The 22518-nt window shown below is 65.2% G+C and carries 17 protein-coding genes; all 17 read left to right on the top strand.

The window, feature by feature from the left end; genetic code table 11:
* Window positions 1–635: 635 nt before the first annotated feature.
* The 17 genes from C7402_RS28230 to C7402_RS28150 all read left to right on the top strand — a co-directional run bounded on the left by C7402_RS28230 (window position 636) and on the right by C7402_RS28150 (window position 22435).
* Window positions 636–4682, top strand: coding sequence for a DUF3683 domain-containing protein (locus tag C7402_RS28230; protein ID WP_116612938.1), 4047 nt, complete (start codon window positions 636–638; stop codon window positions 4680–4682).
* Window positions 4683–4723: 41 nt separating this feature from the next.
* Window positions 4724–5149, top strand: coding sequence for an HIT family protein (locus tag C7402_RS28225; protein ID WP_112173406.1), 426 nt, complete (start codon window positions 4724–4726; stop codon window positions 5147–5149).
* A gap of 60 nt (window positions 5150–5209) precedes the next feature.
* Window positions 5210–5632, top strand: a complete 423-nt coding sequence (locus tag C7402_RS28220; protein ID WP_112173405.1) for a gamma-butyrobetaine hydroxylase family protein — start codon at window positions 5210–5212, stop codon at window positions 5630–5632.
* Between the two features lie 89 nt (window positions 5633–5721).
* Window positions 5722–6453: a bifunctional demethylmenaquinone methyltransferase/2-methoxy-6-polyprenyl-1,4-benzoquinol methylase UbiE gene (gene ubiE / locus C7402_RS28215; protein ID WP_112173404.1), complete on the top strand. Its 732-nt coding sequence runs from the start codon at window positions 5722–5724 to the stop codon at window positions 6451–6453.
* 36 nt (window positions 6454–6489) lie between these two features.
* Window positions 6490–7524 (top strand): Tim44 domain-containing protein, encoded by a 1035-nt coding sequence (locus C7402_RS28210; protein WP_112173403.1) that lies wholly within the window; start codon window positions 6490–6492, stop codon window positions 7522–7524.
* A gap of 174 nt (window positions 7525–7698) precedes the next feature.
* On the top strand, window positions 7699–8334 hold the full coding sequence (locus C7402_RS28205; protein ID WP_112173433.1) for a ubiquinone biosynthesis accessory factor UbiJ: 636 nt from the start codon (window positions 7699–7701) through the stop codon (window positions 8332–8334).
* Between the two features lie 18 nt (window positions 8335–8352).
* Window positions 8353–9930 (top strand): ubiquinone biosynthesis regulatory protein kinase UbiB, encoded by a 1578-nt coding sequence (gene ubiB, locus C7402_RS28200; protein WP_112173402.1) that lies wholly within the window; start codon window positions 8353–8355, stop codon window positions 9928–9930.
* A gap of 50 nt (window positions 9931–9980) precedes the next feature.
* Window positions 9981–10631, top strand: a complete 651-nt coding sequence (locus tag C7402_RS28195) for a methyltransferase domain-containing protein (protein ID WP_116612937.1) — start codon at window positions 9981–9983, stop codon at window positions 10629–10631.
* Between the two features lie 273 nt (window positions 10632–10904).
* On the top strand, window positions 10905–11282 hold the full coding sequence (locus tag C7402_RS28190) for an FmdB family zinc ribbon protein (RefSeq protein ID WP_116612936.1): 378 nt from the start codon (window positions 10905–10907) through the stop codon (window positions 11280–11282).
* Window positions 11283–11373: 91 nt separating this feature from the next.
* Entirely contained in the window at window positions 11374–12015 is a 642-nt protein-coding gene (locus C7402_RS28185; protein ID WP_112173399.1) for a DUF502 domain-containing protein, read from the top strand.
* 62 nt (window positions 12016–12077) lie between these two features.
* Window positions 12078–13883 carry an aspartate--tRNA ligase gene (gene aspS / locus C7402_RS28180; protein ID WP_112173398.1) on the top strand — a complete coding sequence of 602 codons (1806 nt, stop codon included), beginning with the start codon at window positions 12078–12080 and terminating at the stop codon, window positions 13881–13883.
* A gap of 147 nt (window positions 13884–14030) precedes the next feature.
* Window positions 14031–14507, top strand: coding sequence for a dihydroneopterin triphosphate diphosphatase (gene nudB, locus C7402_RS28175; RefSeq protein ID WP_112173397.1), 477 nt, complete (start codon window positions 14031–14033; stop codon window positions 14505–14507).
* Window positions 14504–15892 (top strand): phospholipase D-like domain-containing protein, encoded by a 1389-nt coding sequence (locus C7402_RS28170; RefSeq protein ID WP_112173396.1) that lies wholly within the window; start codon window positions 14504–14506, stop codon window positions 15890–15892. Before nudB ends, C7402_RS28170 begins: the two co-directional genes overlap by 4 nt.
* Window positions 15893–16160: 268 nt before the next feature.
* Entirely contained in the window at window positions 16161–16760 is a 600-nt protein-coding gene (locus C7402_RS28165) for a TetR/AcrR family transcriptional regulator (RefSeq protein ID WP_028206015.1), read from the top strand.
* A 69-nt stretch (window positions 16761–16829) separates the two neighbouring features.
* Window positions 16830–18617 carry an acyl-CoA dehydrogenase C-terminal domain-containing protein gene (locus C7402_RS28160; RefSeq protein ID WP_112173395.1) on the top strand — a complete coding sequence of 596 codons (1788 nt, stop codon included), beginning with the start codon at window positions 16830–16832 and terminating at the stop codon, window positions 18615–18617.
* A 142-nt stretch (window positions 18618–18759) separates the two neighbouring features.
* On the top strand, window positions 18760–21201 hold the full coding sequence (locus tag C7402_RS28155; RefSeq protein WP_116612935.1) for a 3-hydroxyacyl-CoA dehydrogenase/enoyl-CoA hydratase family protein: 2442 nt from the start codon (window positions 18760–18762) through the stop codon (window positions 21199–21201).
* 34 nt (window positions 21202–21235) lie between these two features.
* A complete protein-coding gene (locus C7402_RS28150) occupies window positions 21236–22435 on the top strand; it encodes an acetyl-CoA C-acyltransferase (protein WP_112173393.1) in 1200 nt (399 codons plus the stop codon).
* Window positions 22436–22518 lie beyond the last annotated feature (83 nt).

Below are 22518 nucleotides of genomic sequence, written 5' to 3'. Positions count from 1 at the left end.
GAGAACACCGGCTGGTTGTCCTCGCGCTTGAGGAACACGGCGTTGCGCAGGCGCGCCGAGAGGTTCGGGGCGCGTTCGAGTTCGGTCTCGCGGGCGACGTCGTAGACGCGGGCGGTGAGGATTTTCTTCAGGTAATCGTCGTGGGAGGCCATGCGAGGACGCGTCGGGCGCGGGTCTGGACGGGAAAACGTAAATGATAGCGCCAACGGCTTGTGCTCTGGCGGCGCGGCCCGCGAGCGCAATCCCCCGCCGCACGGGCCAAGGCAAGTGAATCTTCTGTGTCTGTCAGCGTTCCCACGAGGCGTCAGCGCGGGTGCGGATCATGCGGTAAAATCTTTTTTTGAAACAAGGATCGGAAGATGCACTGGCAACCTCGGACAGCCCATTTGATGCCCGCACGGCGCGAGACCCGCCCCGCGGCGCAGCGGCACGCCCGCCACGCACGATCGTGTCGCTAAGTCCGAGCGCCGGGGAACCATCGGCGTGAGCGTTGCCGCCATGTGCCTCCCCACCCCTTTCGTCCGCAGCCTGCCACAGGCGGACACGAATTCAGAATAGCGCCCCACGCGCCCCGTCAGCCTCCGTCGCACCGGCCGCTAGCCGCGCACGGGACTGACTCAAAGAGTCGTCCAACCATGAACGCACCTCAAGTTTTCGATCCTCACGGCGCCGCCGCCGCCGTGGCCGCCGACATCGAACCGCGCCTGCGCGAGATTCCGTACAACTACACGTCCTTTTCGGATCGCGAAATTGTCATTCGCCTGCTGGGCGAAGAGGCATGGAACGCGCTTGCCGAGCTGCGCGCGGAGCGCCGCACCGGCCGCTCGGCGCGCATGCTCTACGAAGTGCTGGGCGATATCTGGGTCGTGCGCCGCAATCCTTACCTGCAAGACGACCTGCTCGACAATCCGAAGCGCCGCGCGCTGCTGATCGAGGCGCTGAACCACCGCATCGCCGAAATCGAGAAGCGCCGCCGCGCCGACCTGATCGAGCACAGCGACAAGGAAGGCGTGGACCGCGCCGCGCGCGTGGAAACGCTGATCGCCGCCGCGCGCCGCGCCATCGGCGCCTTCGCGGGCGAGTTCGAGAAGATGGCCGACCTGCGCCGCCGCGCGACCAAGGTGCTCGGCAAGCGCACGGCGAAGGACAACATCCGCTTCGACGGCCTCGCGCGCGTCTCGCATGTGACCGACGCGACCGACTGGCGCGTGGAATATCCGTTCGTGGTCCTCACGCCCGACACCGAAGCCGAAATTGCGGGTCTGATCAAGGCCTGTTTCGAACTCGGCCTCACCGTCATTCCGCGCGGGGGCGGCACGGGCTACACGGGCGGCGCGGTGCCGCTCACGCCGTTCTCGGCCGTGATCAACACCGAAAAGCTCGAAGAACTCGGCGCGGTCGAGATGACCGACCTGCCCGGCGTGGACCGCAAGGTCGCGACGATCTATTCGGGCGCGGGCGTGGTCACGCGCCGCGTGACCGAAGCCGCCGACGCCGCGGGCTTCGTGTTCGCCGTCGATCCGACCTCGCTCGACGCCTCGTGCATCGGCGGTAACGTCGCCATGAATGCCGGCGGCAAGAAGGCGGTGCTGTGGGGCACGGCGCTCGACAATCTCGCCTGGTGGCGCATGGTCGACCCGCAAGGCAACTGGCTCGAAGTCACGCGCCTCGACCACAACATGGGCAAGATCCACGATATCCCCGTGGCGCGTTTCGAGCTCAAGTGGTTCGACGGCGAGTACGCGCCGGGCGAAAAGCTGCTGCGCACCGAATCGCTCGACATCGAAGGCAAGCGTTTCCGCAAGGAAGGTCTCGGCAAGGACGTCACCGACAAGTTCCTCGCCGGTCTGCCTGGCGTGCAGAAGGAAGGCTGCGACGGGCTCATCACGTCCGCGCGCTGGGTGCTGCACAAGATGCCCGCGCATACGCGCACGGTCTGTCTCGAATTCTTCGGCCAGGCGCGCGAAGCGATTCCGAGCATCGTCGAAATCAAGGACTACCTGTTCGAAACGTCGAAGCAGGGCGGGGCGATCCTCGCGGGTCTGGAGCATCTGGACGAGCGCTATCTGCGCGCCGTGGGCTACGCGACCAAGAGCAAGCGCAACGCGTTTCCGAAGATGGTGCTGATCGGCGACATCGTCGGCGACGACGCCGATGCCGTGGCCACCGCCACCTCGGAAGTCATCCGCATGGCCAACGGCAAGAGCGGCGAGGGCTTCGTCGCGGTGTCCGCCGAGGCGCGCAAGCGCTTCTGGCTCGACCGCAGCCGCACGGCCGCGATTGCGAAGCACACCAACGCGTTCAAGATCAACGAAGACGTCGTGATTCCGCTCAACCGTATGGGCGAGTACACGGACGGCATCGAGCGCATCAACATCGAACTGTCGATCAAGAACAAGCTGCAACTGGTCGACGCGCTCGAAGCGTTCTTCAAGGAAGGCAAGCTGCCGCTCGGCAAGACCGACGACGCCAACGAGATTCCGAGCGCCGAGCTGCTCGAAGACCGCGTGCAGCAGGCGCTCGACCTGCTCAAGCGCGTGCGCGAGCGCTGGACCTTCGTGGGCGAGAAGCTCGACATGCCGTTGCGCGAGGCGCAGCACTATCTCGTGCAACTGGGCTACGAGGCGCTCGCGGAGAAGTTCGCCGACCGCGTGGACGTGCAACCGGACGCCAACGTCTTTCACGTGACCCAGGACCGAACGGTGCGCATCTCGTGGAAGCAGGAGATCCGCGCGGAACTGCGCAAGATCTTCAACGGCGGCGAATTCAAGCCGATCCTCGACGAGGCCCAGGCGATTCACAAGCGGGTGCTGCGCGGGCGCGTGTTCGTGGCGCTGCACATGCACGCCGGCGACGGCAACGTGCACACCAACCTGCCGGTCAACTCGGACAACTACGAGATGCTGCAAGACGCGCACGTCGCGGTCGCGCGCATCATGAAGCTCGCGCGTTCGCTCGACGGCGTGATCTCGGGCGAGCACGGCATCGGCATTACGAAGCTCGAATTCCTCACCGATGACGAGATCGCCGAGTTCCGCGCGTACAAGCAGCGCGTCGATCCGCAAGGGCGCTTCAACGCGGGCAAGCTGCTCGAAGGCGCCGACCTGCGCAACGCCTACACGCCGTCGTTCGGCCTGATGGGCTACGAGTCGCTCATCATGCAGCAGTCCGACATCGGCGCGATTGCCGAGTCGGTGAAGGACTGCCTGCGCTGCGGCAAGTGCAAGCCCGTGTGCGCGACCCACGTGCCGCGCGCGAACCTGCTCTACAGCCCGCGCAACAAGATTCTTGCGACCTCCCTGCTGGTCGAAGCCTTCCTGTACGAAGAGCAGACGCGCCGCGGCGTGTCGATCAAGCATTGGGACGAGTTCAACGACGTGGCCGACCACTGCACGGTCTGCCACAAGTGCGTGACGCCGTGCCCGGTCAAGATCGACTTCGGCGACGTGACGATGAACATGCGCAATCTGCTGCGCAAGATGGGCAAGAAGAAGTTCAACGCGGGCAACGCGGCGGGCATGTTCTTCCTGAACGCGACCAACCCGCAGACCATCAACCTCGCGCGCGAAGTGATGATGGGTGTGGGCTACAAGGCGCAGCGCCTCGGCAACGATGTGCTGAAGAAGTTCGTGAAGAAGCAGACGGCGCATCCGCCCGCATCCACGGGCAAGCCGGCCGTGGTCGAGCAGGTGATCCACTTCGTCAACAAGAAGATGCCGGGCAACCTGCCGAAGAAGACGGCGCGCGCGCTGCTCGACATCGAAGACAACAAGATCGTGCCGATCATCCGCAATCCGAAGACGACCAACGTCGATTCGGAAGCGGTGTTCTACTTCCCCGGCTGCGGCTCGGAGCGCCTGTTCTCGCAGGTGGGCCTCGCCACGCAGGCCATGCTGTGGGAAGCGGGCGTGCAGACCGTGCTGCCGCCGGGCTACCTGTGCTGCGGCTATCCGCAGCGCGGCTCGGGCCAGTACGACAAAGCCGAGAAGATCGTCACCGATAACCGCGTGCTGTTCCACCGGGTTGCGAACACACTCAACTACCTCGACATCAAGACGGTGGTAGTGTCGTGTGGAACCTGCTACGACCAGCTTGCGGGTTATGAATTCGACAAGATCTTCCCGGGATGCCGCATTATCGACATCCACGAATTCCTGCTGGAGAAGGGCATCAAGCTCGACGGCGTGAGCGGCACGCGCTACATGTATCACGACCCGTGCCACACGCCGATCAAGACGATCGATCCGGTGAAGCTCGTCAACGAACTCATGGGTTCGGAAAAGGACGGCTACAAGATCGAGAAGAACGATCGCTGCTGCGGCGAATCGGGCACGCTGGCCGTCACGCGCCCGGACATTTCGACGCAGGTGCGGTTCCGCAAGGAAGAGGAAATCCGCAAGGGCGCGGCGAAGCTGCGCGGCATCCCGGTCGTCGGCAACGGCGCGAACGGGGTGCAGCCGGCTACGCAGCAGGAAGCGGGCGGGCAGGGTACGACACAGGACGTCAAGATTCTGACGAGCTGCCCGTCGTGCCTCCAGGGTCTGTCGCGGTACAACGAGGACGCCAACATCGAAGCCGACTACATCGTGGTGGAAATCGCCCGACACGTGCTTGGCGAAAACTGGATGGCGGACTATGTTCAGAGCGCGAACAATGGCGGAATCGAGCGCGTGCTGGTCTAATGGCAGCGCTCAATTTTCCGTGAACGGGTTCGGGGACGACGATGGCATGCGTATTCTGCAATGAGGAAGGCGGCGACGTGCTGTGGCAGGACGAGCGCATGCGCGTCGTGCTCGCGACGGCCGAGGCCGACTATCCCGGTTTTTGCCGGGTCATCTGGAATGCGCACGTCGCCGAATTCTCCGACCTGAGCGCGGCCGACCGGGAACATCTGATGCGCGCCGTGTACGCCGTCGAGCGTGCGCTGCGCCGCATCATGCAACCTTCGAAAGTCAATCTCGCGAGCCTCGGCAACCAGGTGCCGCACGTGCACTGGCACGTGATCCCGCGCTTCACGAACGACGCACACTTTCCGCTGCCCGTATGGGCGCCGCGCCAGCGCACGGTGTCCGAGGCGATGCTGGGCCAGCGCCGCGCGCAGGCCACGCTGCTGCGCGACGCGGTGCGTCAGGAAATGGAGCAGGCTTAGGGCCTGAGCATGCAGGCGGCCGCGGGCATGCCAACCGTGGAGCCAGGAGCAGGAACGATCATGAGTGGTTTGAAATCCGATACGCCGGTGCCGACCGGCGTCGTGGTGCACGCCGTCTCGCGCGTGCTGGAACTTCAGTATGCAAGCGGCGAGAGCTACCGCATTCCGTTCGAACTGATGCGCGTGTATTCGCCTTCGGCGGAAGTGCGCGGCCACGGCCCGGGCCAGGAAACGCTGCAAACCGGCAAGCGCGAGGTCACGATCTCGGCGCTCGAGGGCGTGGGCAACTACGCGCTCCAGCCCACGTTCTCCGACGGCCACAACACCGGGATCTATTCGTGGGACCAGCTCTACGAGCTGGCCACGCGCCAGGACGAACTCTGGGCCGAATATTTCGCCAAACTGAAAGCGGCGGGCGTCGAGCGCGACACGCCGATGGCCGCGCAGGCACCCGGCGGTGCCGCGCACGGCCACTGCCACTGACGCTTCCTGTTACGATCCTGCCCCGCCGCGCATCTGACAGACGCGGCGCACACCAACAAAGAACACCCTTCCGCGAAAGGACGAGCGCGATGAGCAAAACCCACTTCGGCTATCAGACAGTCGACGAACAGGACAAGGCGAAGAAGGTGGCCGGCGTGTTCCACTCGGTCGCTTCGAACTATGACCTGATGAACGACCTGATGTCGGGCGGGCTGCACCGCGCGTGGAAGGCGTTCACGATCGCGCAGGCGAACATCCGGCCGGGCGCGAAGGTGCTCGACATCGCGGGCGGCACCGGCGACCTTTCGATGGCGTTCGCGAAGAAAGCGGGCCCGACCGGCGAGGTCTGGCACACGGACATCAACGAGTCGATGCTGCGCGTGGGCCGCGACCGCTTGATCGACAAGGGCGTGATTACGCCAGCGCTGCTCTGCGACGCCGAGAAAATTCCCTTTCCGGACAACTACTTCGACGTGGTGACCGTGGCTTTCGGGCTGCGCAACATGACGCACAAGGACGGCGCGCTCGCCGAGATGCGCCGCGTGCTCAAACCGGGCGGTCGCGTGCTCGTGCTCGAATTCTCGAAGGTCTGGGAGCCGCTCAAGAAGGTGTACGACGTGTATTCGTTCAAGGTGCTGCCGTGGCTTGGCCAGCGCTTTGCGCAAGATGCGGACAGCTACCAGTATCTCGCGGAGTCGATCCGTATGCATCCGGATCAGGAAACACTCAAGACGATGATGGAACAAGTCGGCCTCGATGCCGTCAAATATTACAATTTGTCAGCTGGCGTGGTAGCCTTACACGTCGGCACAAAGTATTAGTGTTCCCAACTCACTGTCTTAAAAGGAATTTTCGCTATGTCTGAGCCCCGCATCGTTGCTTCCAAAAAGCTTTCAACGTCATGGGCCAGACGAATCGGCATTCTGGCCATGGTGGGTGTGATGGTTGCCGGCAGCTTCGCATCGTTCGATGCGGAAGCTCGCCGCATGGGTGGCGGCCGCAGCTTCGGCAAGCAGTCGTCGGTCGCTTCGCAGCGCAGCACCACGCCGCCGCCGGCCCAGCCCAGCCCGACCAACCCCGCGCAGCAGGCCGGTGCCCAGCGCGCGCCCGGCACGCCGGCGCCCACGCCCGCGGCCGCACCGGCGCGCAATCGCTGGCTCGGACCTATCGCGGGTCTCGCGGCCGGTCTCGGCATTGCCGCGCTGCTCTCGCACTTCGGTCTGGGCGAAGCCTTCGCCGGCATGATGGCCAACATGATCGTGATCGCGATCATCGCCTTCGTCGCCATCTGGCTGATCCGCAAGTTCATGAACCGCCGCCGTCCCGTGGAACCCGCGTACCAGACGGGTGGTGGCGCTTACGCGTCGTCGAACAGCCTGAACCAGTCGACGGGCGGTTATCAGCCGCAGGAGCCGCGTTACCCGGCGTCGTCCACGGGCCAGTACCTCGCGCCTGAAGCCAACGCGCTCAACGCGTCGGGTGCCGACACGTCGGCCGCCGCGGCTGCGTCGATTCCCGCCGGTTTCGACACCGAGGCTTTCCTGCGCAACGCGAAGGTGTACTTCGTGCGCCTGCAAGCCGCGTGGGACGCGGGCAACATGGACGACATCCGTGAGTTCACGACGCCCGAGATGTTCGCCGAAATTCGCGTCGATCTCGCCGGCCGCGGCTCGCAGCCTAACCAGACCGACGTCGTGCAACTCAACGCGGACGTGCTCGCCGTGGAAGAACGCGGCAGCGAATACCTCGCGAGCGTGCGTTTCAACGGCCTGATCCGCGAAGGCATGGGCCAGCCGGCCGAGCCGTTCGTCGAGATCTGGAACCTCTCGAAGTCGCGCGCTTCGGGCGAAGGCTGGCTGCTCGCAGGCATTCAGCAGGTCGAGTCGCACTGAGTTGGCAACGGGTTCTCAGTGAGGCCAGGCGTCCCGTGATTTGATCCAGATCACGGAGCCTGACTTCCGACGGCCGCCGCGCCGGGTTGAGCGGCGGCGCGATCCTACGGCTCGAACGCTACAATAGGAACCCGCCCGGGCTCGTGCCCGTGCGGGTTTTCTTATTCCATGCCGATGACTCTCGCCGCCAAGCCCTTCGCTGCCGCTGTCAATCACCTGCTCGCCCGCGAATCGTGGGCACGCGAGCGCCTCGCTCCCTATGCCGGCAAGACCGCGCGGCTTTCGTGCCCGCCGGTCGTCCTCACGCTGCTCGTGCAGCCGGACGGCTATCTGGGCGCGGTCGAGGACCACGACGCGGGCGCAGTCGACGTCACGCTCTCGCTGCCGGCGGGCGCGCTCTCGTCGTTCCTCCAGGGCGGCCAGGCGGCCGTGATGAAGCACGTGAAGATCGAGGGCGACGCCGAATTCGCCCAGGTGATCGGCAAGCTCGCCGAGCATCTGCGCTGGGAGCCTGAAGAGGATCTCGCGAAGCTGATTGGCGACGCACCGGCTTCGCGCATCGCTTCGCTCGCGCGCACGGCGCACGGGCAGGCGCTGCGCACCGGGCGCAACGTGCTCGGCTCGGTCACGGAATATCTGCTCGACGAGAATCCGCAGCTCGTGCGGCGCGCCGAGCTCGACGGCTTCAACGAGGAGCTGTCCCGCGCGCGCGATGCGCTGGCGCGCGTGGAGAAGCGCATCGAGCGTCTCGAACAAAAATCACAGGCCAGGGGCGCAAGCCAAAGCGCTGCGCCGCGCGGCTCGCGCTAGACAACAGGCCTCCCAGACATGCGTTTTCTGCGTTTCCTCAAGATTTGCTTCACCGTCATCCGCTTCGGCCTGGACGAGATGATGTTGAGCCGGATCAACGACCGGCGTGTGCGGCTGCTCCTGCGCGTCACCACGATCGGCCGCCGGTTCGACGACCCGCCCGGTTTGCGTCTGCGTCTCGCGCTGGAAAGCCTCGGCCCGATCTTCGTGAAATTCGGCCAGGTGCTCTCCACGCGGCGCGATCTGTTACCGCCCGACATCGCCAACGAACTTGCGAAGTTGCAGGACCAGGTGCCGCCGTTCGAGTCGAGCGTGGCGATCGGCTTGATCGAGAAGTCGCTGGGCGCGCCCGTCGACACGCTGTTCGACGAGTTCGAGCGCGTGCCGGTGGCGAGCGCCTCGATCGCGCAGGTGCACTTCGCCAAGGTGAAGTCGGGCCAGCACGCGGGCAAGCCGGTGGCGGTGAAGGTGCTGCGGCCGAACATGCGCCCGGTCATCGATTCCGACCTCGCACTGCTGCGCGACCTCGCCGTGTGGGCCGAGCGCCTGTGGGCCGACGGCAAGCGCCTGAAGCCGCGCGAAGTGGTCGCGGAGTTCGACAAGTATCTGCACGACGAACTCGACCTCATGCGCGAGGCCGCCAACGGCAGCCAGCTGCGCCGCAATTTCGCGGGCCTCGACTTGCTGCTCGTGCCGGAGATGTACTGGGAATTCAGCACGCCCAATGTGCTCGTGATGGAGCGCATGGTTGGCGTGCCGATCAGCCAGGTCGACAAGCTGCGCGCGGCGGGCGTGGACATTCCGAAGCTCGCGCGCGAGGGCGTGGAAATCTTCTTCACGCAGGTGTTCCGCGACGGCTTCTTTCACGCCGACATGCACCCCGGCAACATCCAGGTGAGCCTCGATCCCGCGCATTTCGGCCGCTATATCGCGCTCGATTTCGGCATCGTCGGCGCGCTGTCGGACTTCGACAAGAACTACCTGGCGCAGAACTTTCTCGCGTTCTTCAAGCGCGACTATCACCGCGTGGCGACGCTGCACATCGAGTCGGGCTGGGTGCCGCCGACCACCCGCGTGGAGGAGCTGGAGAGCGCGATTCGCGCCGTGTGCGAGCCGTACTTCGACCGCGCGTTGAAGGACATTTCGCTGGGCCAGGTGCTGCTGCGCCTCTTCCAGACCTCGCGCCGCTTCAACGTGGAAATCCAGCCGCAGCTCGTGCTGCTGCAAAAGACCATGCTCAACGTCGAGGGCCTGGGGCGCTCGCTCGATCCGGAACTCGACCTCTGGAAAACGGCGAAGCCTTATCTCGAACGCTGGATGACCGAGCAGATCGGCCTGCGCGGCTGGTACGAGCGCTTCAAGATCGAAGCGCCGCAATGGAGCAAGACGCTGCCGCAATTGCCGCGCCTCGTGCATCAGGCGCTGCTGCACCGCCAGGAGCCGGGCAATCTCGCGGCCGACGAGACGATCCGCCAGATGCTCGCCGAGCAGCGCCGCACGAACCGCTTGCTGCAAGGCTTGCTGGTGTTCGGCGTGGCCGTGGGCGTGGGCATGGTGGCGGCGCGCGTCTGGCTGGCGTTCGCCTACGGCGGCTGACGCTCTGACGGCAAGCCGCCTACAGGCCCATAAAGACAAGGAGTGAGACGATGAGCGACCCGACCCCGCCGCGCCAACCGGGCGATGCGCCCGAATTCGAAACCCGCGACCCCGCGTCGCCCTCGTTCTGGGACGAGCGCTTCGAGCGCGGTTTCATACCGTGGGACCAGGCGGGCGTGCAGCGCGAGTTCGAAACCTTTGCTACCGCGCATGCCGATGCCGCCGTGCTGATTCCCGGCTGCGGCAACGCCTGGGAGGCGCGCTGGCTCGCCGAGCGCGGCCGCACGGTGCGCGCCATCGACTTCGCGCCGGCCGCCGTCGCGAGCGCGCGCGCGGCGCTGGGCCCGCACGCGGGCGTGGTCGAGGAGGCGGACTTCTACGCCTACACGCCGCCGTTCACGCCCGAGTGGGTGTTCGAGCGCGCTTTCCTGTGCGCGCTGCCTAAAAATCAGCGCACGCGCTACGCCGAACGCATGGCTCAACTGTTGCAGCCCGGCGCGCTGCTGGCGGGTTACTTCTTTATCGGCGAGACGCCCAAAGGGCCGCCGTTCGCGATCGCGCGCGACGAACTCGACAGCTTGCTCACGCCGTTCTTCACGCTCGTGGACGACCAGCCCGTGGCCGACTCGCTGCCGGTGTTCGCCGGGCGCGAGCGCTGGCTTGTGTGGCGTCGTAACGACGCTGCGCCGTCGCGCGCTTAATCCGCTCCCGAACCCTTCACGAGCCGTTCCCGGAGCACTGTCAGGCCACCTCCGGGCCCCCTCCCGGCGGCCTGCGGCGGGCGCGTCATGCGTTCGCCGCCGTTCACACTTGATGTGCGCGCATCCCGCCCATATCTACACGCTGGCGGCCGCAAGCCTTCCGCTCCTCCCCGCAGGACCCCCAAGCCCGGTAAATGCCAGGGGCGGTCCTGGTTTGCGGCTATAATTCAAGGCTTTGCAAGCAATTATCAGATTTTCATCAGGATAGAGATCATGCCGATCTACGCTTATCGCTGCGAGTCGTGCGGCTTCGAGAAGGACGCGCTGCAAAAGATCAGCGATGCACCCCTGACGCGGTGCCCGAGCTGCGGCGCGGACACGTTCCGCAAACAGGTCACCGCCGCCGGCTTCCAGCTGAAGGGCTCGGGCTGGTACGTCACCGATTTCCGGGGTGGAAACTCGGCTGGCGCGGGTGGTGCGGCAACGGGCGCGAAGGCGGCCAGCGAGGGCGCGTCGTCGGAAGGCGGCAAGCCGGCCGGCGAGGGCGCCGCGAGCGGCGCCTCCGGCGATTCCGGCGCGGCCGCGAGCAATGCGACGAACGGCACGACCAGCAGCACAGCGAGCACGCCTAGCCCGGCGGCCTCGACCTGACGAAAACCGGCGGCGCGATTCTTGCGGATCGTGCTGCGCTCAAGCCGCGTCGGCAGCTTCCATGCCGCGCGCGGCCCGCATGGCGGTGTACATGACGATCAAGAAAGCGACGTTGAAATCGGTGTTCCTGACCGGCCTGCTGGTGCTGGTGCCGCTGGCCATCACGCTGTGGGTGTTGAACCTCGTCATCGGCACGATGGATCAGACGCTGCTTTTGCTGCCCGAGTCGTGGCGGCCGGAGCGCGTGTTCGGCGTGCGCCTGCCGGGCCTGGGCGCGGTGCTCACGCTCGCGTTCATTTTCGTGGTGGGCGTGCTCACGCACAACTTCATCGGGCAGAAGCTGGTGGAGTGGTGGAATGCGCTGGTGCGCCGTATTCCGATCATCGGACCGCTGTACGGCAGCATCCAGCAGGTTTCCGATACACTGCTTTCGAGTAACGGCAACGCATTTCGCAAGGCGCTTCTGATCGAATACCCGCGCAAGGGTTCGTGGACGATCGCGTTTCTCACCGGCATTCCCGGCGGCGACGTGGTCAACCATTTGCAGGAAGATCACGTGAGCGTGTATGTGCCGACTACGCCGAATCCCACGTCGGGCTTTTTCCTGATGGTGCCAAAGAGCGAGGTGGTCGAGCTGGACATGACCGTCGACGCCGCGCTCAAGTATATTGTTTCGATGGGCGTGGTCGCGCCGGCCGCCTCACCACGCCGCCCCATCGATCCTCCGCTTTAATACCGGACGCCGTGCGTCGCGCGACGCCGCCGTCCATTCATGCATAACGAAAGACGAACATCATGTCGATGAGATCAGAATACTGCGGTCTGGTGACCGAACAGCTGCTGGGCCAAACTGTTTCGCTGTGCGGTTGGGTGCATCGCCGCCGTGACCATGGCGGCGTCATCTTCATCGACCTGCGCGACCGCGAGGGCCTCGTTCAGGTCGTGTGCGATCCGGATCGCGCGGAGATGTTCAAGGTCGCTGAAGGCGTGCGCAACGAATTCTGCGTGCAGGTGAAGGGCGTGGTTCGCAATCGTCCGGAAGGCACGGTCAACGCCAACCTCACGAGCGGCAAGATCGAAGTGCTGTGCCACGAGCTCGTGGTGCTCAACGCGTCGGTCACGCCGCCGTTCCAGCTCGACGACGACAACCTCTCGGAAACCACGCGCCTCACGCACCGCGTGCTCGACCTGCGCCGTCCGCAGATGCAGCACAACCTGCGCCTGCGCTACCGCGTGACGATGGCCGTGCGCAAGTATCTCGACGCGCTCGGCTTCATCGACATCGAAACGCCGATGCTCACGAAGAGCACGCCGGAAGGCGCGCGCGACTACCTCGTGCCGTCGCGCACGAACCCGGGCCAGTTCTTCGCGCTGCCGCAGTCGCCGCAGCTCTTCAAGCAGCTGCTGATGGTGGCGAACTTCGATCGCTACTACCAGATCGTCAAGTGCTTCCGCGACGAAGACCTGCGCGCCGACCGTCAGCCCGAATTCACGCAGATCGACTGCGAAACGTCGTTCCTCGGCGAGCAGGAAATCCGCGATCTGTTCGAAGACATGGCGCGTCACGTGTTCAAGGAAACGATCGGCGTCGAACTCGACGCGAAGTTCCCGGTCATGCCGTACTCGGAAGCCATGAGCCGCTTCGGCTCGGACAAGCCGGACCTGCGCGTGAAGCTCGAATTCACGGAACTCACCGACGCCATGAAGGACGTCGACTTCAAGGTGTTCAGCACGCCGGCCAACAGCAAGGACGGCCGTGTGGCCGCACTGCGCGTGCCGAAGGGCGCAGAACTCTCGCGCGGCGATATCGACGGCTACACGGAATTCGTGCGCATCTACGGCGCGAAGGGCCTCGCCTGGATCAAGGTCAACGAAGCCGCGAAGGGCCGTGACGGTCTGCAAAGCCCGATCGTCAAGAACCTGCACGACGCCGCCATCGCCGCGATCCTCGAGCGCACCGGCGCGCAAGACGGCGACATCATTTTCTTCGCGGCAGACCGCGCGAAGGTCGTGAACGACAGCCTCGGCGCACTGCGCCTGAAGGTCGGCCACTCGGAGTTCGGCCGTGCCAACGGTCTCGTCGAGAAGGGCTGGAAGCCGCTGTGGGTCATCGACTTCCCGATGTTCGAGTACGACGAGGAAGAAAACCGCTACGTGGCCGCGCACCACCCGTTCACGAGCCCGAAGGACGAGCACCTGGAATACCTCGAAACGGATCCGGGCCGCTGCCTCGCGAAGGCTTACGACATGGTGCTGAACGGCTGGGAAATCGGCGGCGGTTCGGTGCGTATCTATCAGGAAGAGGTGCAGAGCAAGGTGTTCCGCGCGCTCAAGATCAATGCGGAAGAAGCGCGTGCGAAGTTCGGCTTCCTGCTGGACGCGCTGCAATACGGCGCGCCGCCGCACGGCGGTATCGCGTTTGGTCTGGACCGCATCGTCACGATGATGGCCGGCGCCGACTCGATCCGCGACGTGATCGCGTTCCCGAAGACGCAACGCGCGCAGTGTCTGCTCACGCAGGCGCCGAGCCCGGTGGACGAGAAGCAGCTTCGCGAACTCCACATCCGTCTGCGTCAGCCCGAGCAGAAGACGGCGCAGTAAGCCACACCCCTGCCGCAAAGGCCCGCGAGGGCTTTTGCATCGCAACAACAGAAAAGGCGCATCGTGCGCCTTTTTTGCTTTTTGCGTTAAATTACCTTTAGACGCGCCGCAAGCGCGCAGCGCGCGTTCCCACCACGCTCCATCACCATGCAGAAGCCGCCGAAGATTCCGGAATCCGTACTCGTCGTCATCCATACGCCGCAACTGGAGGTCCTGATCATCGAACGCGCCGACCGGCCCGGCTTCTGGCAGTCGGTCACGGGCTCGAAGGATCGCCTGGACGAGCCGTTCGCCGAAACCGCCGTGCGCGAAGTGGGCGAGGAGACGGGCATTGCCGTCGGCGCCGATGGTCTGCCGCAGGCGGCGCTGCTCGACTGGCATCACGAGATCGAGTACGAAATCTATCCAGTCTGGCGCCATCGTTATGCGCCGGGCGTCACGCGCAACACCGAGCACTGGTTCAGCCTGGCGGTGCCCGAGGGCACGGTCGTGACCCTCGCGCCGCGCGAGCATACGGCGTATGTGTGGCTGCCCTACGAGCAGGCAGCGGCGAAGTGCTTCTCGTGGTCGAACCGCGAGGCGATCCTCCAGTTGCCCGAGCGGCTGCGCGGAGCAGGCAAATGAGCGAGACCAGCACCGATCCCGGCATCGAATCGCAGCGCGTCGTGCGGCTGCGCGAGGCGCTGCTTGGGCGCCGTTATCGCTCGCGCTACCGCTTCACGAGCGGCAACGACGTGCGCCTGTTCAGTTCGAGCGCCGGTCTTTTCGGCGCGATGATCGAGCGCATCGACGCGGCCACGCGCGACGTCGCCCTCGAAACCTATATCTTCTGCGACGACGACATCGGCCGCGCGCTCTCCGAGGCGCTGTTGCGCGCCGCGGCGCGCGGCGTGCGCGTGCGCGTCATCACCGACGGCGTCGGCTCGCCGCGCATCGCGCTTTTCGATGGCTGGCCGGGCGCGGGCGTCGAGCACCGCGTGTACAACCCGCACATCTTCGGGCGCTTCGGCTTTTCGCGCACGCATCGCAAGCTCGCCGTGATCGACGACCAGTTCGCCTATTGCGGCGGCATCAACGTGATCGACGATTTCGAGCAGGACGGCAGGAAGCTGCCGTTTCCGCGCTGGGATTTCGCCGTGGAACTGCACGGCCCCGTGGTCGTGGACGTGCGCCTCGCGATCGAGCAGCAGTGGCGGCGCATCCGGCTCGGCTACCGCCCGCCGCTGCCCCAGCAGGTTTCGCCCGGCGTGCCCGCGAGCGCCGGTTTCATGTCGCCGCATCCGACCGGCCATACGGTGGGGCGTCCCACGCAGATGGTGGACGACGCGCTGCGCGCGCTTGCGCCCACCGTGCGCTCGTCGCGCGCCAAGCGCTTCTTCACGCGGCTGCGCGAGCGCCTGCGCGCGAGCGTGCGCGACCCGCGCACGGCGCACGTGCCCTGCGTGGCGTTCGTCGCGCGCGACAACGTGGTGAACCGGCGGGCCATCGAAAAGGCGTATCTCGACGCCATCGGCGAGGCGCGCAAGGAAGTGCTGCTCGCCAATCCGTATTTCATGCCGGGTCGGCGCTTGCGGCGCGCGCTCGTCGCGGCCGCGGAGCGGGGCGTGGCGGTCAAGCTTCTGGTCGGACGAAATGAATTCAAGGTGCTCGACTACGGGGTGCCGTTCCTCTATCACCAGTTGCTCAGCGCGGGCGTGCAGATTGCTGAATACGAGAAAACGATGCTCCACGGCAAGGTGGCCGTGGTCGATTCGACCTGGGCCACCGTCGGCTCCTCGAATCTCGACGCGCTCAGCCTCGTGCTCAACAACGAGGCGAACGTGCTGCTCGTGCAGCATCCGCAAATCGAGCAGTTGCGCGACGCGATCCTCGCGGCGTTCGGCGATGCCGGGCAGATCGACCGTGCGCGCTACGAGGCGCGCCCCTGGCACGTGCGTGCCGTGAACTGGCTTGCCTGGGCGTCTTACCGCGCGGTCATGAAGCTCATTACGGTGGGCGGTTACGACTAGAACGATCAGACAAATAGACCGCCCGGCAAGGCTCGCCTGCCATACGTCAGGCCGCGTGTGCAATCGAGAGAATGTCGGCTTGTGCGCAGCGCGCGAACCCCGGAAATTAGAGTACCGGTTAGAAATCGGTTTCTAATAAAGTCCTTGTTTCGCGGACGGCTGTCCTCAACAATAGTACGGCCGTTCGATTTAATTCAGGCCCCGATGCGAGCAGTTGACGAGCAGTTGACGGCGACATCGCGGCCACATCGTTACGGTAAAGAAAGCTATGCGAAAAGGCGAACAGACACGAGCTGCCATTCTGGACGCAGCACTCGACCTCGCAGGTCGCGATGGACTGGAAGGACTCACCATCGGCCTGCTCGCCGAGCGTATGCAGATGAGCAAGAGTGGCGTCTTTGCACACTTCGGCTCACGGGAAGACCTGCAAGTCGAGGTGGTGCGCGAGTACCACCGTCGATTCGAGGAAGAAGTCTTCTTTCCGAGCTTGCGTGAACCACGCGGTTTGCCTCGCCTGCGTGCGATGCTCTCACGATGGTTCGAGAAGCGCATCCACGAAGTCACGACGGGCTGCATTTATATCAGCGGCGCCGTCGAGTACGACGACCGCGCGGACAGCCAGGTGCGCGAGACCCTGGTCGCGAGCGTGTCGATGTGGCGTGCGGCGCTCCTGAGGGCCATTTCGCAGGCGATTGAAGAAGGCCATTTGCGTAAGGAGACCGATCCCGCGCTGATGCTCTTCGAACTGTATAGCGTGACGCTCGGCCTGCATCATGACGGCCGCTTCCTGCATCTGCCGGACGCGGTCGAGCATACGTGGGCCGCGTTCGAGAAACTGATTGTTTCGTATCAGAGCGAGACCCAGTAGCGCCCAGACCGCAACATTGAAGTCGCGGCGGCGCGAGGGACCCGAAGCTCGAATTTTTGGAGAGAAGACATGGGACAGTACACCGCGCCGCTGCGCGACATGCAGTTCGTGCTGCACGAGCTGCTGAACGTGGAAGGCGAAGTGAAGCAGATGCCGAAGCACGCCGACCTCGACGCCGACACCATCAACCAGGTGCTCGAAGAAGCCGGCAAATTCTGCTCCGAGGTGCTGTTTCCGCTGAACCAGGTCGGCGACCGCGAGGGCTGCACCTACGCGGGTGATGGCGTCGTCACCACGCCCACCGGTTTCAAGGAAGCGTACAAGCAGTATGTCGAAGCCGGCTGGCCGGCACTCGGCTGCGATCCCGAATACGGCGGGCAGGGCCTGCCCGCGTTCGTGAACAACGCGCTCTACGAAATGCTGAATTCGGCGAACCAGGCGTGGACCATGTATCCGGGTCTCTCGCATGGCGCCTATGAATGTCTGCACGCGCACGGCACGTCCGAACTCCAGAAGGCTTATCTGCCGAAGCTCGTCGAAGGCGTGTGGACCGGCACGATGTGCCTGACCGAGCCGCACTGCGGCACCGACCTCGGCATGCTGCGCACGAAGGCGGAGCCCAACAGCGACGGCTCGTATGCGATCACCGGCACGAAGATCTTCATCTCGAGCGGTGAGCACGACATGGCCGAGAACATCATCCACCTCGTGCTCGCGCGTCTGCCTGATGCCCCGCCGGGAACCAAGGGCATCTCGCTTTTCGTCGTGCCGAAGTTCATCCCCACGGCAGCGGGCGAAGTCGGTGAGCGCAACGGCATCAAGTGCGGCTCGATCGAGCACAAGATGGGCATTCACGGCAACTCGACCTGCGTGATGAACCTGGACAGCGCGAAAGGCTGGCTCGTCGGCGAGCCGAACAAGGGCTTGAACGCCATGTTCGTGATGATGAACGCCGCACGTCTGGGCGTCGGCATGCAGGGTCTCGGCCTCACCGAAGTCGCATACCAGAACTCGCTCACGTACGCGAAGGAGCGCCTGCAAATGCGCGCGCTGACCGGCCCGAAGGCGCCCGGGAAGGCGGCGGACCCGATCATCGTGCATCCGGACGTGCGCCGCATGCTCCTCACGCAGAAGGCCTGGGCCGAAGGCGCGCGCGCCTTCACGTACTGGTCCGCCTTGCAGATCGACAAGGAGCTTTCGCACGGCGACGAAGCAGAGCGCAAGGAAGCGGCCGACCTCGTCGCGCTGCTCACGCCGATCATCAAGGCCTTCCTCACCGACAACGCCTTCGAGAGCACCAACCTCGGCATGCAGGTGTACGGCGGCCACGGCTTCATCTCCGAGTGGGGCATGGAGCAGTACGTGCGCGACGCGCGTATCAACCAGATCTACGAAGGCACGAACACGATCCAGTCGCTCGACCTGCTGGGCCGCAAGGTGCTCGGCGACATGGGCGCGAAGCTCAAGAAGTTCGGCAAGATCGTGACGGAGTTCGTCGAGGCCGAAGGCATCAAGCCGGAAATGCAGGAGTTCGTGAATCCGCTCGCCGACATTGGCGACAAGATGCAGAAGCTCACGATGGAAATCGGCATGAAGGCCATGCAGAACCCCGACGAAGTGGGCGCGGCAGCGGTGCCGTACCTGCGCACGGCGGGCCACCTCGTGTTCGCGTACTTCTGGGCGCGCATGGCGCGCATCGCGCTCGACAAGGAAAGCTCGGGCGATCCGTTCTACAAGTCGAAGCTGGCCACGGCGCGTTTCTACTTCGCCAAGCTCCTGCCCGAAACGGCCACGTCGATCCGCCAGGCGCGCGCGGGTTCGAAGACGCTGATGGAAGTCGACGAAGCGCTGTTCTAAAAGCCAACGGGCGCGCGCTTTTCGACCGCGCGCCCGGTCAACACGACGATGTCCAGAGGCGGTCCGCGTTGCGTTATCTGTCGCGGCGCGCCGCCCTCACACCTCAATCCGCTCGACATTGCATACCCGCTGGAGGAACAACGTGAGCAACCTCAATATTCGCAAGGTGGCCGTGCTCGGCGCCGGCGTGATGGGCGCGCAGATCGCCGCGCACCTGATCAACGCCCGCGTGCCCGTGCTGCTGTTCGATTTGCCCGCGAAGGAAGGCCCGAAGAACGCCATCGCGCTCAAGGCGATCGAAGCGCTCAAGAAGCTCTCGCCCGCGCCGTTCGGCGTGAAGGACGACGCAAAATATCTCACGCCCGCGAACTACGAAGACGACATCGCCAAACTCGCGGAATGCGACGTGGTGATCGAAGCGATCGCCGAGCGCATGGACTGGAAGCACGACCTCTACAAGAAGGTCGCGCCGCACATCGGCCCGAACGCGATCTTCGCGACCAACACCTCGGGCCTGTCGATCACCGAACTTTCGCATGGCTTCGACGATACGTTGAAGGCGCGCTTTTGCGGCGTGCACTTTTTCAATCCGCCGCGCTACATGCACCTGGTCGAACTGATCCCGACCGCGCAAACGCAGCCCGAAATCCTCGACCAGCTCGAATCGTTCCTGACGAGCGTGGTAGGCAAGGGCGTGGTGCGCGCGAAGGACACGCCGAACTTCATCGCGAACCGCGTGGGCGTGTTCTCGATCCTCGCGGTGATCGCCGAGGCCAAGAAGTTCGGACTGCGTTTCGATGAAGTCGACGACCTCACGGGCGCGCGCCTTGGCCGCGCGAAGTCGGCGACGTTCCGCACGGCCGACGTGGTTGGTCTCGACACGATGGCGCACGTCATCAAGACGATGCAGGACAACCTGAAGGACGATCCGTTCTTCCCCGTGTACGAGACGCCTGCCGTGCTCGCGGGGCTCGTGGCGAAGGGCGCGCTCGGCCAGAAGACGGGCGGCGGCTTCTATCGCAAGGAAGGCAAAGCGATCAAGGTGCTCGACGCCGGCACGGGCGAGTACGTCGATGGCGGCGGCAAGGCGGACGAACTGGTGGGCCGCATCCTCAAGCGTCCGCCCGCCGAGCGTCTGAAGCTGCTGCGCGAAACGCAGCATCCGCAGGCGCAGTTCCTGTGGTCGATCTTCCGCGACGTGTTTCACTACATCGGCGTGCATCTCCAGTCGATCGCGGACAACGCGCGCGATGTCGATCTCGCGATCCGCTGGGGCTTCGGCTGGAACGAAGGCCCGTTCGAAGGCTGGCAGGCCGCGGGCTGGAAGCAGGTGGCCGAGTGGGTGAAGGAAGACATCGACGCAGGCAAGGCGCTCTCGAATGCCCCGCTGCCCGCCTGGGTGTTCGAAGGCGCGGTTGCCGAAAACGGCGGCGTGCACGGCGCGCAGGGTTCGTGGTCGCCGGCTGAGGCGCGCTTCGTGCCGCGCTCGACTCTGCCGGTGTACGAGCGCCAGGTGTTCCGCGCGGCGCTGTTCGGGGAAACGAACGCACGCGACCCGAAGACCTTCGGCAAGACGCTGTTCGAGAACGACAACCTGCGCGCCTGGGTGGACGACCGCGCGGGCGAGGACGACGTCGTCATCGTCTCGTACAAGAGCAAGATGAACACGATGGGTCCGGCGCTGCTCGACTCGCTCGTGAAGGCCATCGAGATCGCCGAAGACGGCTACAAGGGCCTCGTGATCTGGCAACCGACGTCGCTCAGGCTCGGCGCGCCGGGCGGCCCGTTCTCGGCGGGCGCGAACCTTGAAGAGGCGATGCCCGCGTTCATGATGGGCGGGGCGAAGGGCATCGAGCCGTTCGTGAAGAAGTTCCAGGACACGATGCTGCGCGTGAAGTATGCGAACGTGCCGGTCGTGACGGCGGTCTCGGGCATCGCGCTCGGCGGCGGCTGCGAAATCATGCTGCAAAGCGCGAAGCGCGTTGCGCACATCGAGAGCTTCGTTGGCCTCGTGGAAGTGGGCGTGGGTCTCGTGCCGGCGGGCGGCGGCCTGAAGGAAGCGGCGATTCGCGCGGCCGAAGGCGCGCAGGCGATTGGCGCGGCCCCGAGCGATCTGCTGCGCTTCCTGCAAAAGTCGTTCGAAAACGCGGCGATGGCGAAGGTGTCCAGCTCGGCACACGACGCGCGCGCGATGGGCTATCTGAAGCCCTCGGACACCATCGTCTTCAACGTGTTCGAGCTGCTCGACACGGCGAAGAAGGAAGCGCGCGCACTGAGCGCGGCGGGCTACCGTGCGCCGCTGCGCGCGACGCAGATTCCGGTGGCGGGCCGCTCGGCGATCTCGACCATCAAGGCGTCGCTCGTGAACATGCGCGACGGCCGCTTCATCAGCGACCACGATTTCCTGATCGCGAGCCGCATCGCCGAAGCCGTGTGCGGTGGCGACGTCGAAGCGGGCAGCCTCGTCGACGAAGAATGGCTGCTCAAGCTCGAGCGCCGCGCCTTCGTCGAACTGCTCGGCACGCAGAAGACGCAGGAACGCATCATGGGCATGCTGCAAACCGGCAAGCCGGTGCGCAACTAAGCGGCACGACGCATACGAGATACTGGAGTCAAAGATGAGCAAACAGTTGCAGGATGCATACATCGTCGCCGCGAGCCGCACGCCCATCGGCAAGGCGCCGCGCGGCGTGTTCAGGAACACCCGCCCGGACGAGCTGCTCGTTCACGCGATCAAGTCGGCCGTGGCGCAGGTGCCCGGCCTCGACACGAGCGTGATCGAAGACGCCATCGTCGGCTGCGCGATTCCGGAAGCCGAGCAAGGTCTGAACGTGGCGCGCATCGGCGCGCTGCTCGCGGGGCTGCCGCAAAGCGTGGGCGGCGTGACCGTCAACCGCTTCTGCGCGTCGGGCCTCACGGCGCTCGCCATGGCCGCCGACCGCATTCGCGTGGGTGAGTCGGACGCGATGATCGCGGGCGGCTGCGAGTCGATGAGCATGGTGCCGATGATGGGCAACAAGCCGTCGCTCTCGCCGCATATCTTCGATCGCAACGAAGACGTTGGCATTGCTTACGGCATGGGCCTGACCGCCGAGAAGGTCGCGGAGCGCTGGAAGGTGAGCCGCGAAGCGCAGGACGCGTTCTCGGTCGAATCGCACCGCCGCGCGCTCGCCGCGCAACAGGCGGGCGAGTTCAGGGACGAGATCGCGCCGTACACGCTCGTCGAGCGCTTCCCCGATCTCGCTTCGGGCGAAGTGCAGGTGAAGGAGCGCCTGATCGAGCTGGACGAAGGCCCGCGCGCCGATACGACGCTCGAAGGCCTCGCGAAGCTGCGTCCGGTGTTCGCGAACAAGGGCTCGGTCACGGCGGGCAACAGCTCCCAGACGTCGGACGGCGCGGGCGCGCTGATCGTCGTTTCCGAGAAGATCCTCAAGCAGTTCAACCTCACGCCGCTCGCGCGTTTCGTGAGCTTCGCGGTGCGCGGCGTGCCGCCGGAGATCATGGGCATCGGCCCGAAGGAAGCGATTCCGGCGGCGCTGAAGGCCGCGGGCCTGAAGCAGGACGACCTCGACTGGATCGAGCTGAACGAGGCGTTTGCCGCGCAGTCGCTGGCGGTGATCCAGGACCTGGGGCTCGATCCTTCGAAGATCAATCCGCTGGGCGGCGCGATCGCGCTTGGCCACCCGCTCGGCGCGACGGGCGCGATTCGCGCCTCGACGGTCGTGCACGGCTTGCGCCGCCGCAACTACAAGTACGGCATGGTGACGATGTGCGTGGGCACCGGCATGGGTGCGGCGGGCATCATCGAGCGGCTGTAAGCGCTTCGGCCCCTGATCGGCCCCTGACGCATAGCGTTATCGACACGGTTCGCAGACTTCGCGGTTTGCGGACCGTTTTTCGT

Source organism: Paraburkholderia unamae, assembly GCF_003096875.1.
GTDB lineage: Bacteria > Pseudomonadota > Gammaproteobacteria > Burkholderiales > Burkholderiaceae > Paraburkholderia > Paraburkholderia unamae.
The sequence above is the reverse complement of the archived record's forward strand: the minus strand, read 5'-3'. Positions and strand labels throughout refer to the sequence as shown.